The organism is Pseudomonas vancouverensis (assembly GCF_004348895.1).
Lineage (GTDB): Bacteria > Pseudomonadota > Gammaproteobacteria > Pseudomonadales > Pseudomonadaceae > Aquipseudomonas > Aquipseudomonas vancouverensis.
Window position 1 is genome coordinate 548,350 of sequence record NZ_RRZK01000007.1, and the last position, 15,381, is coordinate 563,730.

13 protein-coding genes are annotated in these 15,381 nt (G+C 59.8%); 1 reads left to right on the forward strand and 12 read right to left on the reverse strand.

The features are described 5' to 3' along the window. Nucleotides 1-16 precede the first annotated feature (16 nt). Complete coding sequence (locus EIY72_RS06955; RefSeq protein ID WP_093228371.1) at nucleotides 17-490, reverse strand: Lrp/AsnC family transcriptional regulator; 474 nt, start codon at nucleotides 488-490, stop codon at nucleotides 17-19. Nucleotides 491-635: 145 nt separating this feature from the next. Here EIY72_RS06955 and EIY72_RS06960 point away from each other — a divergent pair, with 145 nt between their 5' ends. Continuing rightward, nucleotides 636-1,265: a LysE family translocator gene (locus EIY72_RS06960; protein ID WP_093228369.1), complete on the forward strand. Its 630-nt coding sequence runs from the start codon at nucleotides 636-638 to the stop codon at nucleotides 1,263-1,265. 3 nt (nucleotides 1,266-1,268) lie between these two features. Here EIY72_RS06960 and EIY72_RS06965 read toward each other — a convergent pair whose 3' ends face one another. From EIY72_RS06965 to atpD, 11 genes are all read right to left on the reverse strand, one after another. Then, the gene (locus tag EIY72_RS06965) at nucleotides 1,269-3,383 is read right to left on the reverse strand and encodes a hypothetical protein (RefSeq protein WP_093228366.1); all 2,115 of its coding nucleotides are present in this window, start codon (nucleotides 3,381-3,383) and stop codon (nucleotides 1,269-1,271) included. Continuing rightward, complete coding sequence (locus EIY72_RS06970; protein ID WP_093228363.1) at nucleotides 3,370-4,566, reverse strand: DUF3142 domain-containing protein; 1,197 nt, start codon at nucleotides 4,564-4,566, stop codon at nucleotides 3,370-3,372. The genes EIY72_RS06965 and EIY72_RS06970 overlap by 14 nt, the downstream gene beginning before the upstream one ends. A 109-nt stretch (nucleotides 4,567-4,675) precedes the next feature. Then, on the reverse strand, nucleotides 4,676-6,706 hold the full coding sequence (locus EIY72_RS06975) for a pyridoxamine 5'-phosphate oxidase family protein (RefSeq protein ID WP_093228360.1): 2,031 nt from the start codon (nucleotides 6,704-6,706) through the stop codon (nucleotides 4,676-4,678). A 66-nt stretch (nucleotides 6,707-6,772) separates the two neighbouring features. After that, nucleotides 6,773-7,399, reverse strand: coding sequence for a glutathione S-transferase family protein (locus EIY72_RS06980; RefSeq protein WP_093228357.1), 627 nt, complete (start codon nucleotides 7,397-7,399; stop codon nucleotides 6,773-6,775). A gap of 128 nt (nucleotides 7,400-7,527) precedes the next feature. Continuing rightward, nucleotides 7,528-8,430: a LysR family transcriptional regulator gene (locus tag EIY72_RS06985; RefSeq protein ID WP_093228354.1), complete on the reverse strand. Its 903-nt coding sequence runs from the start codon at nucleotides 8,428-8,430 to the stop codon at nucleotides 7,528-7,530. A 218-nt stretch (nucleotides 8,431-8,648) separates the two neighbouring features. Continuing rightward, nucleotides 8,649-8,837 (reverse strand): DUF4223 family protein, encoded by a 189-nt coding sequence (locus EIY72_RS06990; RefSeq protein ID WP_093228351.1) that lies wholly within the window; start codon nucleotides 8,835-8,837, stop codon nucleotides 8,649-8,651. Between the two features lie 363 nt (nucleotides 8,838-9,200). Beyond that, nucleotides 9,201-11,033, reverse strand: a complete 1,833-nt coding sequence (glmS, locus tag EIY72_RS06995; protein WP_093228348.1) for a glutamine--fructose-6-phosphate transaminase (isomerizing) — start codon at nucleotides 11,031-11,033, stop codon at nucleotides 9,201-9,203. Between the two features lies 1 nt (nucleotide 11,034). Continuing rightward, nucleotides 11,035-11,811: a DeoR/GlpR family DNA-binding transcription regulator gene (locus tag EIY72_RS07000; protein ID WP_093228345.1), complete on the reverse strand. Its 777-nt coding sequence runs from the start codon at nucleotides 11,809-11,811 to the stop codon at nucleotides 11,035-11,037. Nucleotides 11,812-12,030: 219 nt separating this feature from the next. Continuing rightward, a complete protein-coding gene (gene glmU / locus EIY72_RS07005; protein ID WP_093228341.1) occupies nucleotides 12,031-13,398 on the reverse strand; it encodes a bifunctional UDP-N-acetylglucosamine diphosphorylase/glucosamine-1-phosphate N-acetyltransferase GlmU in 1,368 nt (455 codons plus the stop codon). A gap of 115 nt (nucleotides 13,399-13,513) precedes the next feature. Beyond that, complete coding sequence (locus EIY72_RS07010) at nucleotides 13,514-13,939, reverse strand: F0F1 ATP synthase subunit epsilon (RefSeq protein WP_093228338.1); 426 nt, start codon at nucleotides 13,937-13,939, stop codon at nucleotides 13,514-13,516. A gap of 45 nt (nucleotides 13,940-13,984) precedes the next feature. Next, nucleotides 13,985-15,361, reverse strand: coding sequence for a F0F1 ATP synthase subunit beta (gene atpD / locus EIY72_RS07015; protein ID WP_007954162.1), 1,377 nt, complete (start codon nucleotides 15,359-15,361; stop codon nucleotides 13,985-13,987). Nucleotides 15,362-15,381: the final 20 nt, after the last annotated feature.

A 15,381-nucleotide genomic window follows, 5' to 3' on the forward strand; every position in this document is an offset into this window, starting at 1 on the left:
GGCTGGCGATGGCGGTCTAACGCGGTAAATGCTCCAACGGCAAACCACCCGGCGCTTTCACCGTGTGAATCGCGAAGTTGCTGCGGATATCGCTGACACCTGGCAGCTTCAACAAGCTGCCAGTGAGGAAGCGGTCGTAACCGCGCAGATCCGGCACCACCACTTGCAGCAGAAAATCCGACTCCCCCGAGACCAGGAACGCCGAAATAACCTCCGGCAACGCCGTCACGGCAACGCGAAAAGCTTCGGCTTGCTCATCGTTATGGCGCTCGACCTTGACCCCGACAAACACCGTCAGCCCCAACCCGACTTCATCACGATCCAGGTTGGCCTGGTAACCGCGAATCACCCCGGCCTCTTCCAGCATGCGCACCCGCCGCAAACAGGGCGAGGCGGACAGACCGATTTCCTCAGCCAACTGCACGTTGCTCAGGCGACCGTCGCGTTGCAGCGCGGCGAGAATTTTTCGGTCGTAGGCGTCGAGTTTCATGATTTGGCAGATCCTGAGAGTTAAAGCGCAATTTACTAGCAGGTTATGCCAATCATGAGGCCATTAGAAGCAAACAACGCAAGCACCTGCCCTGCCCTTGCGCAATAGACTGGGCCTACCAAATCGACAACGAACGGGGTGCATCATGGCGGGATTCTGGCTGTTTTTCATGGCGCTGGCGGTGGTCTACCTGTTACCCGGCCCGGACATGATCCTGCTGTTGCAGACCGGTGCCCGCCAGGGCAAAGGCGCCGCGCTGGCCACCGCCGTGGGCTTGGGCATTGCCCGGGGTTGTCATGTGGCACTCGCCGGGCTGGGGCTCGCAGCACTGTTCAAGGCGGCACCCTGGACCTTTGATGTGGTGCGACTGGCGGGCGCCGCCTACCTGTTATGGATCGGTATTCAGTGTTTGCGGACGACGATCTTGCCGAACCTCAACGGTACCGGCGCCATGGGCGAACAACCCCGTTGGAGTGCGTCGATCAGGCGCGGCCTGCTAACCAACCTGCTCAATCCCAAGGCGTTGTTGTTCTGCTCGGTGCTGTTGCCGCAGTTCATTCATCCACAGGCTGGCCCGGTGCTGGAGCAATTCGCGATCCTGGGGCTGATGCTGGTCGGTGTCGGTTTTCTCTTCGACAGTGCCTACGCACTGACCGGCGCCGCGCTGGGCCGCTGGCTGCAACGCAGCCCCTCTGCCCAGCGCCTGCAACAATGGTTGTTCGGTAGCCTGTTGATCGGTTTCGCTATGCGCCTGGCCTTCGTTCAACAGGCTTGACCCTTACGCTGCTCGACGACGGCGGCGACTGATCAGCAACAGCGCCGCTGCCACCACCAATCCAGCGCCAATGAACAGCGCAGTCTTATAAGGTCGTAGTGCCGAGCGAACAGCATCCGTCACCTGCGTGACATAACGCTTGTCGGCGTTCTCAAAGTCCGGATACGGGCACTGATGACCAAAGTCAGCCGCCCACGGCACGTACGGCCCTTGCTGGACGTAGCGTTGATACAGCGCGCTCTGCTCCTCCAGACTGCTGTTCCACCCTGCCGCCTCGCAGAGCACCGCCGCAAACGCCTGGCTGGTGTGGGGCAGGTTGTCCGCCGCACGGCCGGCGAGTGCCGTGGCCAAAAACCGATAGTGATAACGCTCGTCAGGTTGAGCGGCACTGGCCTGCTGACGCTTGACCTCATCGGCGGTCATCAGTGGCCCGACCTTCACTTCAGCGCTATCGAGCACAAAGTTGCCGCCCAACGTGGCGTAATCCGGGGCCATTTCGTAGCCGAGGATATCCATGCCCCACTCACGCGCCGTCCAGGCGGCATTGAACAAGGCGGCGGCCCGACGGGTCGGCCACCATGCGCCATCGGCCGCTTCTCGCTGTTGGCCGTACAAGCGAGCCTTGTGCTGCAATCCATCGTTATCGAAATAGGTCGGCGCCTGCGCGTAGTGCCCTTCGCGCAACAAACGTCGGGCGAGCAGATTGCGCAGGCTCGCCGCGACCGGCAGCGGCACATAATTGTCACGATCTGCCTGGCTGAGGGGCGGTGGCGCCGGGACTTTGCTGTCGACGTATTGTTTGAGCTCTTCGAGCGTCAGCACCCGTTCGGCCACAGTCGCCGCGTCGTACCAATAGAGGCTGCCGCTGCGATAGAGCTGATCGAACGCTTGCAGATAGTCCCCGCGTTGCAGTGCCAGGATTGCGCTTTCACCCTCGACGCGGCACTTGGGCTGCAGCGTTTCGTAATCGAAGTCAGGCGTGCGGCGCTCGCCCCAGGACTCGTTCTGCGGAAACGCCTGGGCGGCTTTGGCATAGGCGGCGGCCGCGGCGGCTTTATCGCCATCGCGCAGCGCCAGCTTGGCGCGCAACCACCACGCCAGCCCACCATCACCCGCATGCTCAAGGAAGACCTTGGCATTGGCGTAGTCACCCTGTTGATAATTCACGGCGGCCAGGCGATCAGCGTTGTCGAGGCTGCCTTGGGTACTGTTTTGCAGCAACTTGATCAGCTTTTTTTCATTGGCTGGCTGATCACCGAACGACCAGCCCAGCTTGCTGATCAAGGAAGCGGTGACCAACTGCTGCACCGGTTGGCCCTTGAGCAACACACTCAATTGATCCTCGGGCATGGCTGCCAGATCAGCCATCAACAGCTTCAACGAGCTGTAGCCCACAGCCGAGCCGTGAAGGTTCTGTGTGGCGTACAGTTCGATGGCGCGATTCCAGTCCCCGGTCGTGCGGTCGACCCGGGCTTCTTCGCCGAGGCTGGCAACACCCAACTCCAACGGATCGCTGAAACCGTCGATGCTCAACTGCCGGGCTTGCTCGAACGCCTGTCTCGATTGCTCCAACAGGTTTGGCGCCGCATCGGCTTCGGCACCCATGGCGAACAAGGCACGCCCCAGCGAATAAGCCGCCCAAGTGCTGCGCAGTGCCCGCTGATCGGCGGGCAAGGCCAGCACTTGCCGGAAATACTGCGCCGCCAAGCCATGATCACCTGCGGCAAAAGCTACGGCACCGGCCAGATACAACTTGAGTTCTGCCGGTAGCGCCGCGCCTTGCGCCTCGACCTGATGGGCATCGGTCAGGCTGCGAAGGTGCTGCACCAGTGTCTGCTGTTCAGCCGTCAAACCCGCTTGCTCGGCCTGATCACGCTGAGCCGTGTAGTCGGTGTCGCCCATGCTGTTATCCACAGCCGCCACCGTCTTCAACCCTGCAATAGCGTGCCCGAGGCGGTTGATCTCGAAGCCGAAATTGCCTTCCGGCAGTTCGGCCAGCGATTGGGCGCGGTCGTTCAGCAGGCGCATCGGGAAGTCCGGGCCGCAAGCCATTGCCGAACCCAGCGGCAGGCTGAGGCTCAGGCACAGCAGGTGACGTGGCCAATTACGGGTGAACATTCGAAGCTCCTTGATCAATGTGTGCACAGCGCGCCCAACCAATGGCCCGCTGCCCGCCGGCGGCTATTCGCCCCTCGCGCAGTCGGCTGAAGGTAAGCAGATCCGCGCTTTGCTGCAATGCGTAGCCGGCCAATGCATCGGCGCCTTCGCAGCCCTGCACCGACAGCGTCAGACGCTCGGGCCAGGCGTTGTCGAGATTGCCCTGATTGCTGATAGCGATGTCATAGAGGCCGTTGTCTGCCGAGAGTTTCACTGACAGCTCACCCTGCAGAACCTCACCGCGAGCGACTGCGCGCAACGTTGTCAGGCTCCAGGCGCGACGGTCGTTGGCCAATGGCAATCGAAACCAGATCAAACCGGCCAGGTGCTGCGGCGGATCGGCGCGCAACTCCACAGCCAACGTGCGCAACTGCTGGGGATCGGCCAGCAACTCCCGACGCTCGCCATCGCGCTCCAGCGGCACCTCGCTTTCCACCACTGGCGCGCCTTGGGCATCCGCCAACAAGGCAACGCCATAGGCTGGCAGCGCCAGATAAAAAGGCTTGTCGGTCCTATGGCTCCAGGACTTGGCCCAACGTCGAGCCTGATCGGCATCGAACAAGCCACGCCGCGGATCGTTCACCGCATGCACCTGCAATACGCTGCTGTCGACTGTGGATAACAATGCCGGCAGCTCAGGGCTGTCGAGCCAGGCCGGCAAGGCGGTGATGCTCAGCGGCATGGCTGCCGGCAGCGTCCCGCGCAGCTTTGTCAGAAATTGCCGATAGGCCGGTAGCCGTGCATTACCGGCATCGTGGTCGATTTCCACGCCAGCGAGGGTCAGCCCTTGCGACTGCCAATCGCTGATCACCTGCTGGATTTGCCCACGCACTTCATCTTGATCCAGCGACTGCAACTGCCCGTCCAGGCGAATCACGGCGATCAGCGGACGGCCATCGCGCTTCAGCAAATCCGCATCGATCCGTGCCTTGCTCCACCCCGCCTGGGGGAAGGCTTGCAGCGCCAGCACTCGCAGCGTGGAGAAGTCCGCGTGGCTGTCACGCAGGGCGGCGTCATGAGCCGGCGTCCATTGTCGCTGCCACACATAGAGTTGTTGATCGAGTGCTGGCGCATCCTGACGTTCGCAGCCGGTGAGCAACACCAGTGCCACCAGCAAGACGACAGAACGATAAAAAGAAAACATGAAAACGCCTGTCCCTGAAATGCGCAAAGGGCCAGTCATGGCCCTTTCGTTGTACGCACTACCCTACCCAGCGATTGGCCCGCGAGCAATGTTCGCTCGTGTTCTTCTTTCAAATATCCAGCACCAGAGGCTGCGGCCCTTGTGCCGGAACCGCACAGCAGATCAGCACGTGTCCTTCATCCGGAACCTCCGCCGGAGGCTGTGGATAATTCACCTGGCCGCTGATCAGGCGCGTCTTGCAGGTGCCGCAGGAACCCCCGCGGCAACTGAACTCCGGATGCAGGCCGCGGCTTTCCGCCAACTCCAGCAAGCTGCCGCCATCGGGCTGCCAGCGGGCTTCCTTGGCCGAGCGCTGGAACACCACCGGCACCGATGTGGTCGCAGCGGGCGGCTGCTCGATGACCACCGCATCCGGGTCGGGACGCCGGCTCAATGTCGACGGGCCGAAGGTTTCCGCATGAATGCGTGCATCGCGTACGTCCAGTTCGCGTAACCCGTCGTACAACGCCTGGGTGAAACTCCCCGGGCCACACACGACAAAATCGACCTGATCGTAGTCATCGACCTCAAGCACGTCCTTGAGCAGGGCGATATCAATACGCCCGGTCAGATCAAAATCCTCGCCTTCAAGCGCCTCGGATTCCGGCTGACTTATCAGCCGCGAGACACGCACAGCGCCCCCGGCGTCCTCCAGCAAACGATCCAGCTCCCGACGAAACGGCTGGTCGGCCAAGGTGCGCGAGCTCTGGATAAACCAAGTCGGCCGGATGCCGCGAGTGCGCAATCCCTGGTACACCACCTCTCGCACCATCGACAGCAACGGCGTAATTCCCACGCCCGCCGCCAGCAGCACCAAAGGCCGGCGTTCATTGGGCGCCACAGTGAAATGCCCTTGTGGCGCCCGCGCTTCCAGCACGTCACCGACACGAATGTGCTCGTGCAGATGTGTGGACACCAGGCCGTCGCGCTTCACGCTGATGCGCAGGAAATCATCGGAAGGCGCGCTCGACAGACTGTAGGTACGGATATGCACCTCACCGTCGAGAGTGAAGCGCAGAGGCAAATGCTGCCCGGCCTGAAACAGCGGCAATCCAGCACCGTCGGCGGGTTCCAGATAAATCGAGCGGATACTCTGGCTTTCCGCCTCGATCCGCGCCACCCGCAGCGGCCGCCATTGATCGCCCAAAGCCTTGGCCTGCAATCGCGCTTTGGCCTGCGGCCAGGTACCGGTGAGCAAGCTGGTTGGCGACACCCCATCAAAGCGCCAGCGCAAGGCCAATGCAGCCGGGCGGCGTACCACTCGCTCGACATCAAATGTCCACAACCGCTCCGCCCCTTGAAAGGCGTCCACTTCGGGGCCTTCCAGAATGATTTCGGTGCGGCCGCTCAGTTGCAACAAGTCGCCAGTCGCGAAGTCGATGAACAACAACCCGGCCCGAGGATTGATCAGCAGGTTGCCCAATGTATTGAAATGCAGGTTGCCGGCGAAGTCGGGAATGGTCAGACGATTGCCCTCCACCTGGACGAAACCGATCTGGCCACCCCGGTGAGAAACATCCACCGCGCGCTCGCCGTCGACATCCACGTAACTGGCGACAAAAAAGGTGTCGGCCTCAGCAATCATCGACCTGGCTGCCTCATCAAGTGAGTCGAGACGCTGCACCCTGCGTTGTGCAGGGTCCGCCAACGGCACGCGTTGGAACTGCCGCAATTGGATGTATTGCGGGCAGTTGCCGAACGATTGCTCCACCGTTACGCCGAAGCCACTTTCCACCAGCTTCTGGACACGGCCATTGATCCGGTTGCGGCGCCGGGTATGCAGTTCGATGCCGAGCAAACCAATGGCCGCGCCGTCACACAACTGTGCCGGATCGTCCGCGTTCGGCACCGTGCGAAAATTCAGCAGGCCGGGCTCGGGGGAGTGGGCGAAACCGGGTTCCCCCTCAAGCACGCTGGCCCAGGGATGATCCTCAGCGTCGACCGCCCCGTACAACATGAAGGGCAATTGCTCATAGAAGGTGCGGTGCTGGTCCGGCATTTCACTGCGAATCACCTTACGACCGAACATTTCCATACGTTCGGCAACGCCCACATGCGCCTGCAATTGTTTCTCACCAGCATGCCAGGGTGAACGGTCCATATCGGCTTCTCCCCTGCGCCATCGGCGCAGCAAGGTGCAGCCCGGCAGGGTGCCGGGCCACCAGCATCAGACAGTTTTTTGCAGACCGGCGACCGTGCGCGGCATGCCGACAAAACCGGGCAGGGCTTCGATACGGGCCAGCCAGGCACGAATGTTCGGGTAATCGTCGAGGGACACATTGCCCTCTGGCGCGTGAGCGATGTAGCTATAGGCCGCAACATCGGCAACGGTCGGCTCGCTTCCCACCAGATAAGGCGAATTGGCGAGTTCAAGCTCAACCACCTTGAGCACGCTGTGGGCGTAAGGAATCACTTCATCAGCGTTGTACGGCGCGCCAAACACGGTGATCAGCCTTGCCCTGGCAGGGCCGAAGGCGATCGGCCCGGCGGCGGCCGAGAGCCAGCGCTGAACCTTGGCCGCACCGACCGGATCGGCGGGCAACCAACGACCGTTGCCATACTTTTGCGCCAGGTAAACCAGAATGGCGTTGGAGTCAGCCAGGACCACGCCCTGGTCATCGATGACCGGCACCTGCCCAAACGCATTGAGCGCCAGGAAGGCCGGTTGCTTGTGTTCCCCTTTGGCCAGATCGACAAAAATCAGCTCGGTGGGCAACTTCAGCAAGGACAGCATGAGCTCGACACGATGAGCATGGCCGGAACGCGGGAAGTTGTAGAGTTTGATCGCTTGCATGGTCAACACCTCGGGTCAGTGGTGCTGTTCAGGGGAGATCAGCGCCGATGGGTGCCTATCTTCCACCTTCGATCAAAACAACAGAATAACCACCAAGCGCAATCCATTATTTCACCCGATGAAATAAATCAATGCTGCAACGCCGGGTTATCGCGCAAGGTGTTCACCGCAAAGTCGACAAAACTGCGCACCCGCGCCGGCGCCTTGCGCCCACCCAGGTAGACCACGTGGATCGGCAAGGCTGGCAGCTCGAAATCAGCCAGCACAATCTCCAGTTCCCCGGCCGCCACTTTGCTCGCCACCTGATAGGACAGCACCCTTGTGTAGCCCAGCCCCAGACTCGCCGCGCTGATCGCTGCCTGATTCGCCGTGACCGCCAGACGCGCCTCAACCCGGATACTCAGAGGTTCACCGTTATCAAGGAAAGGCCAGCTCTTCAGTTGGCCAATGGATGAGGTTGCGATAATCGGTGACTGCTGCAACTCCTGTGGATGCGAGGGCCGGCCATGACGGGCGAGAAACTGTGGCGAGGCGCAGATCACCCGCCGAACTTCCCCAACCCGGATGGCGTGCTGATTGCTGTCGGGCAACTCGCCGATACGCACCGCCACATCAATCCCCTCCTCCGCTGCACTCACCACCCGATCAACGAGCAACGCGTTGATGCTGACTTCCGGAAATTGCGTCAGATAACTCACCATCAACGGCGTGACAAACAACTCGCCAAACAGAACGGGCGCAGTAATCGTCAATTGCCCACGGGGATGAATATGGCTGCCCGCCGCCGAATCCTCGGCTTCCTGCACCTCAGTGAGAATTCTCCGACTGTCTTCGAGGAAACGCTGACCGGCCTCACTCAAATGCACACTGCGTGTAGTGCGCGTGAACATCCGCGTACCAATGCGGTTTTCCAGGGAGGCCACCGCCCGGGTAACGCTCGCCGCCGACAACCCCAGACGCCGCGCCGCCGCCGAAAACCCCTGCTCCTGGGCAACGGCGACGAAAATCTGCATTTCCTGGAAGCGGTCCATGGGCGTGTCCTCGTTTCAGGTAAAAAAAATCGCAGCCAGGAGCTGCGATTTTTCAGAGTAACTTCAGAAAATAAAAACTGTCGCGAAAGGCCCGAATATCGTGGCCAACAAACTCAAAAAAATAAAGGCGCCAATCTGCCAACTGAATATTTAGCCCTTCATTCATTTCTGTTGAAGGGCTTAAATATCAAGCTAATTTATTCAGCTCGACCATTCAATCACTGTTGCGGCGAAATCTTGTCGATAGGGCCACAGCCGCCAATCATTTTTGAGATAGAGACAGTTGGCGTGAACAAGTAATCATAAGAGCAGTTTTTTTGCTGGTTATACACCTGACCGGTGCAGCCGGACAAAAGGGCGGTGCCGGCAATGACAGCCAGCGCCAGGGAAGCCTTGAGTTTGTTCATCTTTCAGATCCTTTAGTTTGATAACGCACCGTCTGTGCTAATGAAAATTTAGAGGGCGCCAACTATTTAATCTGTAGGAAACGTCTGATGCTAAAAACTCGGCGGGACAAAGTGTCGCAACGCTTCGACGCGTAGCCACTAAAGCCGCAGCTCGTTCAACTGGAAGGGAAATGAAATAAAAGGTCGGGCTTTGAGCGTTGCCTGAACATTCCTGTCGATGCAGGAAAGGCGAGACGCGCCACTTGGATGTTTAACGGATTGTTGGGGAGCGCCGACGCGACGGCATAGAGGATGGAGGCTAACCCCCTCCATCCTCTCGTGGCAGTTTTACTTTTTCAAAACCACCGGACACCTGTGGATAACTTATTCCACCGTCACCGACTTCGCCAGGTTGCGCGGCTGGTCAACGTCGGTGCCTTTCAGCACAGCCACGTAGTACGAGAGCAACTGCAAAGGAATGGTGTAGAGGATCGGCGACAGGATGTCGTGGATGTGCGGCATCTGTACGACGTGGGTGCCTTCGCCATTGGTCATGCCGGCCTTCACGTCGGCGAAGACGATCAGCTCACCGCCACGGGCGCGGACTTCCTGAAGGTTGGACTTCAGTTTTTCCAGCAGCTCGTTGTTGGGTGCCACGGTGACCACGGGCATGTCGTTATCCACAAGCGCCAGCGGGCCGTGTTTCAGTTCACCAGCGGGGTAGGCTTCAGCGTGGATATAGGAAATTTCCTTGAGCTTCAGTGCGCCCTCCATCGCCACCGGGAACTGCGCACCACGGCCGAGGAACAACGTGTGGTTCTTCTCGGCGAACAGCTCGGAAATTTTCTCCACGGTGCTGTCCATCGCCAGTGCTTCGCCCAATCGAGTTGGCAGACGGCGCAGCTCTTCGACCAGTGTTGCCTCGACGCCATTGGCCAGGGTGCCACGCACCTGACCCAACGACAGGGTCAGCAGCAGCAAGCCGACCAATTGCGTGGTGAACGCCTTGGTCGAAGCCACGCCGATTTCACGACCGGCCTGGGTCAGCAAGGTCAGGTCCGATTCACGCACCAGCGAGCTGATGCCAACGTTGCAGATCGCCAGGCTGGCGAGGAACCCCAGTTCCTTGGCGTTACGTAGCGCAGCCAGGGTGTCGGCAGTTTCACCGGATTGGGAGATGGTCACGAACAGTGTGTTGGGTTGCACCACGACCTTGCGGTAGCGGAACTCGCTGGCCACTTCGACCTGGCACGGAATGCCGGCCAGTTCTTCAAGCCAGTACCGGGCAACCATGCCGGCGTGGTAGCTGGTGCCGCAGGCGACGATCTGAACGTTGCGTACTTTGGCGAACAGCTCTGCGGCTTGCGGGCCGAAAGCCTGCACCAGCACCTGATTCTGGCTCAGTCGGCCTTCCAGGGTGCGCTGCACCACGGACGGTTGCTCGTGGATTTCCTTGAGCATGAAGTGGCGGAATTCGCCCTTCTCAGCGGCTTCGGCGCCATCGCGATACTGTACCGCTTCGCGTTCGACGGCCTTCCCGTTGACGTCCCAGATCTGCACGCTGTCCCGGCGGATTTCGGCGATATCGCCTTCTTCCAGGTACATGAAACGGTCGGTCACCTGGCGCAAGGCCAACTGGTCGGACGCGAGGAAATTTTCACCCAGGCCCAAACCGATGACCAACGGGCTGCCACTGCGGGCCGCGACCAGTCGATCCGGTTGCTGAGCGCTGATAACGGCCAGACCGTAGGCACCGTGCAGCTCTTTGACGGTAGCTTTAAGGGCCACGGTCAAGTCGTGCAGGTCCTTCAGTTTATGGTTCAGCAGGTGGGCGATGACTTCAGTGTCGGTGTCCGAGGTGAACACATAACCCAGGGCCTTGAGTTGTTCGCGCAAGGCTTCGTGGTTTTCGATGATGCCGTTGTGCACCACCGCCAAATCGCCGGAAAAATGCGGGTGGGCGTTACGCTCGCACGGTGCGCCATGAGTGGCCCAACGGGTGTGGGCGATGCCCAGTCGACCGATCAACGGCGCTTCGGCCAGGGCTTGCTCCAGTTCGCTGACCTTGCCCGGACGGCGCAGACGCTCAAGCTTTTCATCATTGGTGTAGACCGCCACGCCGGCGCTGTCATACCCACGGTATTCCAGACGCTTCAGGCCTTCGACCAGGATGGCGGTGATGTTACGTTCTGCAACTGCGCCGACAATTCCACACATGCTATTTCTCCTGACTGACAGCCGCGCATATCAAGGTGATGCCGCGGGCCTGAATCTGATCACGCGCCTCAAGCGGCAGGCGATCATCGGTAATAAGGGTATGGACACTGCTCCACGGCAGCTCCAGGTTGGGTATCTTGCGGCCGATCTTGTCGGATTCGACCATCACCACCACTTCACGGGCGACTTCGGCCATGACCCGGCTCAGCCCCAGCAGTTCGTTGAAGGTGGTGGTACCGCGAACCAGATCGATGCCATCGGCTCCGATGAACAACTGATCGAAGTCGTAAGAGCGTAGTACCTGCTCGGCCACCTGGCCCTGGAAGGACTCGGAATGCGGGTCCCAGGTGCCACCCGTCATCAGCAGCACCGGTTCATGCTCGAGTTCGCTCAGGGCATTGGCGACATGCAGGGAGTTGGTCATCACCACCAGGCCGGGTTGCTGGCCCAGTTCCGGGATCATGGAAGCCGTAGTGCTGCCGCTGTCGATGATGATCCGCGCGTGCTCGCGAATCCGTGAAACGGCAGCACGAGCGATGGCCTGTTTGAATTTCGAAACCGGCTGGCCGAGGTCCGCCACCAGTTCCTGAGGCATGGTGATTGCGCCGCCATAACGACGCAGCAGCAAGCCATTGCTTTCGAGCGCCGCCAGATCCTTGCGAATCGTAACTTCGGAGGTTTCGAAGCGCTTGGCCAGTTCGTCCACACTGACTTCGCCCTGCTCGTTGAGCAAGGCGAGGATGTTGTGGCGGCGTTGAGGTGTATTGCGCTTCGACATGAGCTGATAAGTTTCGTTTCGAAAGATAACGGAAGCAATCAAAACCTATCAGTGAAACTTCGTCAAGCGTCGGGCAATAAAAAGAATTGTGGATAAACCGGTGTGGGAACGAGCCTGCGCGCCATGGGTACGTGAACGATGCGGTTATTCAGAAAAAATGCGCAATCGTTCAGGTTCATCGCGAGCTAGCTCGCTCCTGCAAGAGCAGCTGTGGATAACTTACGACTTCTTGACCTTCTCCGGCCGCTTCCAGCCATCGATGTTCTTCTGGCGAGCGCGTCCTACCGCCAACTGGGATTTATCCACAGTCGAGGTAATGGTCGAGCCGGCTGCAGTGGTCGCGCCGTCGAGGATATCCACAGGCGCTACCAACGAGTTGTTGGAACCAATGAACACGTCAGCGCCCAGCACGGTTTTCCACTTGTTGGCACCGTCGTAGTTGCAGGTGATGGTGCCCGCGCCAATGTTGGTGCGCGCACCGACTTCGGCATCGCCCAGGTAGGTCAGGTGACCGGCCTTGGCGCCTTCGCCCATGTGGGCGTTTTTCAGCTCGACGAAGTTACCCACATGCGCCCGCGCTTCGAGCACGGTGCCGGGGCGCAGGCGCGCAAACGGACCGGCATCGCTGCCCTCGCCCAGGACCGCACCTTCGATGTGGCTGTTGGCCTTGATCACCACGCCTTTGCGCAGGGTGCTGTCCTTGATTACGCAGTTCGGGCCGATGACGACATCGTCTTCGATGACCACTTTGCCTTCGAGAATCACGTTGATATCAATCAACACGTCACGGCCTACCGTCACTTCACCACGCACGTCGAAACGTGCCGGGTCGCGCAGCGTTACGCCTTGGGCCATCAAGCGGCGACCGGCGCGCAGCTGATAGTGCCGCTCAAGTTCGGACAACTGCCGACGATCGTTGGCACCTTGCACTTCCATGGCATCGTGGGGTTGTTCGGTCGCCACCACCAATCCGTCGCTCACCGCCATGGCGATCACGTCGGTCAGGTAGTACTCGCCCTGTGCATTGTTGTTGGACAGACGGCTCATCCAGTCGCCAAGCCGTTCAAACGGCAAAGCCAGGATGCCGGTGTTACCTTCACTGATTTTGCGCTGGGCTTCGTTGGCGTCTTTCTGCTCGACGATCGCAGTCACCTTGCCCTCGGCATCCCGAACAATGCGGCCGTAACCGGTCGGGTCATCCAGTTCGACAGTCAACAGACCCAATTGCTGCGGACCGACCTGCTTGAGCAGACGCTGGAGAGTTTCAACCTCGATCAACGGCACGTCACCGTAAAGTACCAGCACGGTGTCGGATTGGATGAAAGGAACCGCTTGAGCGACGGCGTGACCGGTGCCCAGCTGTTTGTCCTGCAGGACGAAATTCAGATCGTCCGCCGCCAGACGCTCGCGCACCGCATCGGCACCGTGGCCGATCACCACGTGAATGCGCTGTGGATCAAGTTGTCGGGCGCTGTGGATAACATGACCAAGCATCGAGTTGCCGGCAATCGGGTGCAAAACCTTTGGCAACGCCGAACGCATACGCGTGCCTTGGCCAGCAGCGAGAATAACGATTTCTAGGGACATGACTGGCTACCAATCCTGGGTGGTCAGCGGCTGCGACCGGGTTGTAAAAAATTCGGAAAAGAAAAAAGGGTAGCCGAGGCTACCCTTTTTAATCAATCGCACAACAAGCGTGACCTTAGTGGCCGAACTTCTTGCGGATCTGCTGGACGGTGCGCAGCTGAGCTGCGGCCTCGGCCAGACGTGCGGCAGCAGAACCGTAATCGAATTCCGCGCCTCGCTCATGCAAGGCTTTCTCGGCAGCCTTAACGGCTTCCAAAGCTGCGGCTTCGTCCAGGTCGGCAGCCCGTTGCACGGTGTCGGCGAGAACCTTGACCATGTTCGGCTGAACCTCGAGGAAACCACCGGAGATGTAGAACACCTCGGCTTCCCCGCCCTGCTTGATCAGGCGGATCGGACCTGGCTTCAGATTAGTGATCAGCGGCGCGTGACCCAGGGCGATACCAAGATCACCCAGTGCACCGTGCGCAATCACCATCTCGACCAGGCCGGAAAAGATTTCCCCTTCCGCGCTGACGATATCGCAATGGACTGTCATAGCCATCTGATTGCCTCAACCTAAATTAGCGCCCGTTGCCGGGCGCCGGGATTACAGTTTCTTGGCTTTCTCGATCGCTTCTTCGATGCCGCCAACCATGTAGAACGCTTGTTCTGGCAGGTGGTCGTAGTCACCGTTGAGGATGCCTTTGAAGCCAGCAATGGTGTCTTTCAGGGAAACGTATTTACCCGATGCACCGGTGAAGACTTCAGCCACGAAGAACGGCTGCGACAAGAAGCGCTGGATCTTACGAGCACGGTTTACCAACTGCTTGTCGGCTTCCGACAGCTCGTCCATACCCAGGATCGCAATGATGTCCTTCAGTTCTTTGTAACGCTGCAGCACGTACTGAACACCGCGAGCGGTTTCGTAGTGGTCGTTGCCGATCACGTTCGGGTCCAGCTGACGCGAAGTCGAGTCCAGTGGGTCTACCGCTGGGTAGATACCCAGGGAAGCGATGTCACGGGACAGAACGACGGTGGCGTCCAAGTGGGCGAAGGTGGTCGCTGGCGACGGGTCGGTCAAGTCGTCCGCTGGTACGTATACCGCCTGGATCGAAGTAATCGAACCTTGCTTGGTCGAAGTGATGCGCTCTTGCAGCACGCCCATCTCTTCAGCCAGGGTCGGCTGGTAACCTACTGCAGAAGGCATACGGCCCAGCAGTGCGGATACTTCAGTACCGGCCAGGGTGTAACGATAGATGTTGTCGACGAACAGCAGAACGTCGTTACCTTCGTCACGGAACTTCTCAGCCATGGTCAGGCCGGTCAGCGCTACGCGCAGACGGTTTCCTGGTGGCTCGTTCATTTGGCCGTATACCAGAGCAACCTTGTCCAGTACGTTGGAATCCTTCATCTCGTGGTAGAAGTCGTTACCCTCACGAGTACGCTCACCCACACCGGCGAACACGGAATAACCGCTGTGCTCGATGGCGATGTTACGGATCAGTTCCATCATGTTTACGGTTTTACCTACACCGGCACCACCGAACAGACCGACCTTACCACCCTTGGCGAACGGGCAAACCAGGTCGATAACCTTGATGCCTGTTTCCAGCAGCTCGTTGCCGCCAGCCTGTTCTGCGAAGGAAGGAGCGGCGCGGTGGATACCCCAGCGCTCTTCTTCGCCGATCGGGCCAGCTTCGTCGATCGGGTTGCCCAGTACGTCCATGATCCGGCCCAGGGTCGCTTTACCGACCGGTACGGAGATGGCTGCGCCAGTGTTGTTGACGTCCAGACCGCGCTTCAAGCCTTCGGTGGAGCCCATCGCAATGGTACGAACCACGCCGTCGCCCAGCTGCTGCTGAACTTCCAGAGTGGTTTCGGCGCCTTGAACTTTCAAGGCGTCGTAGATGCTCGGTACGCTGTCGCGTGGGAATTCCACGTCGATAACGGCGCCGATGATTTGAACGATACGTCCGCTACTCATAGCTGGATCCTCTGAATATT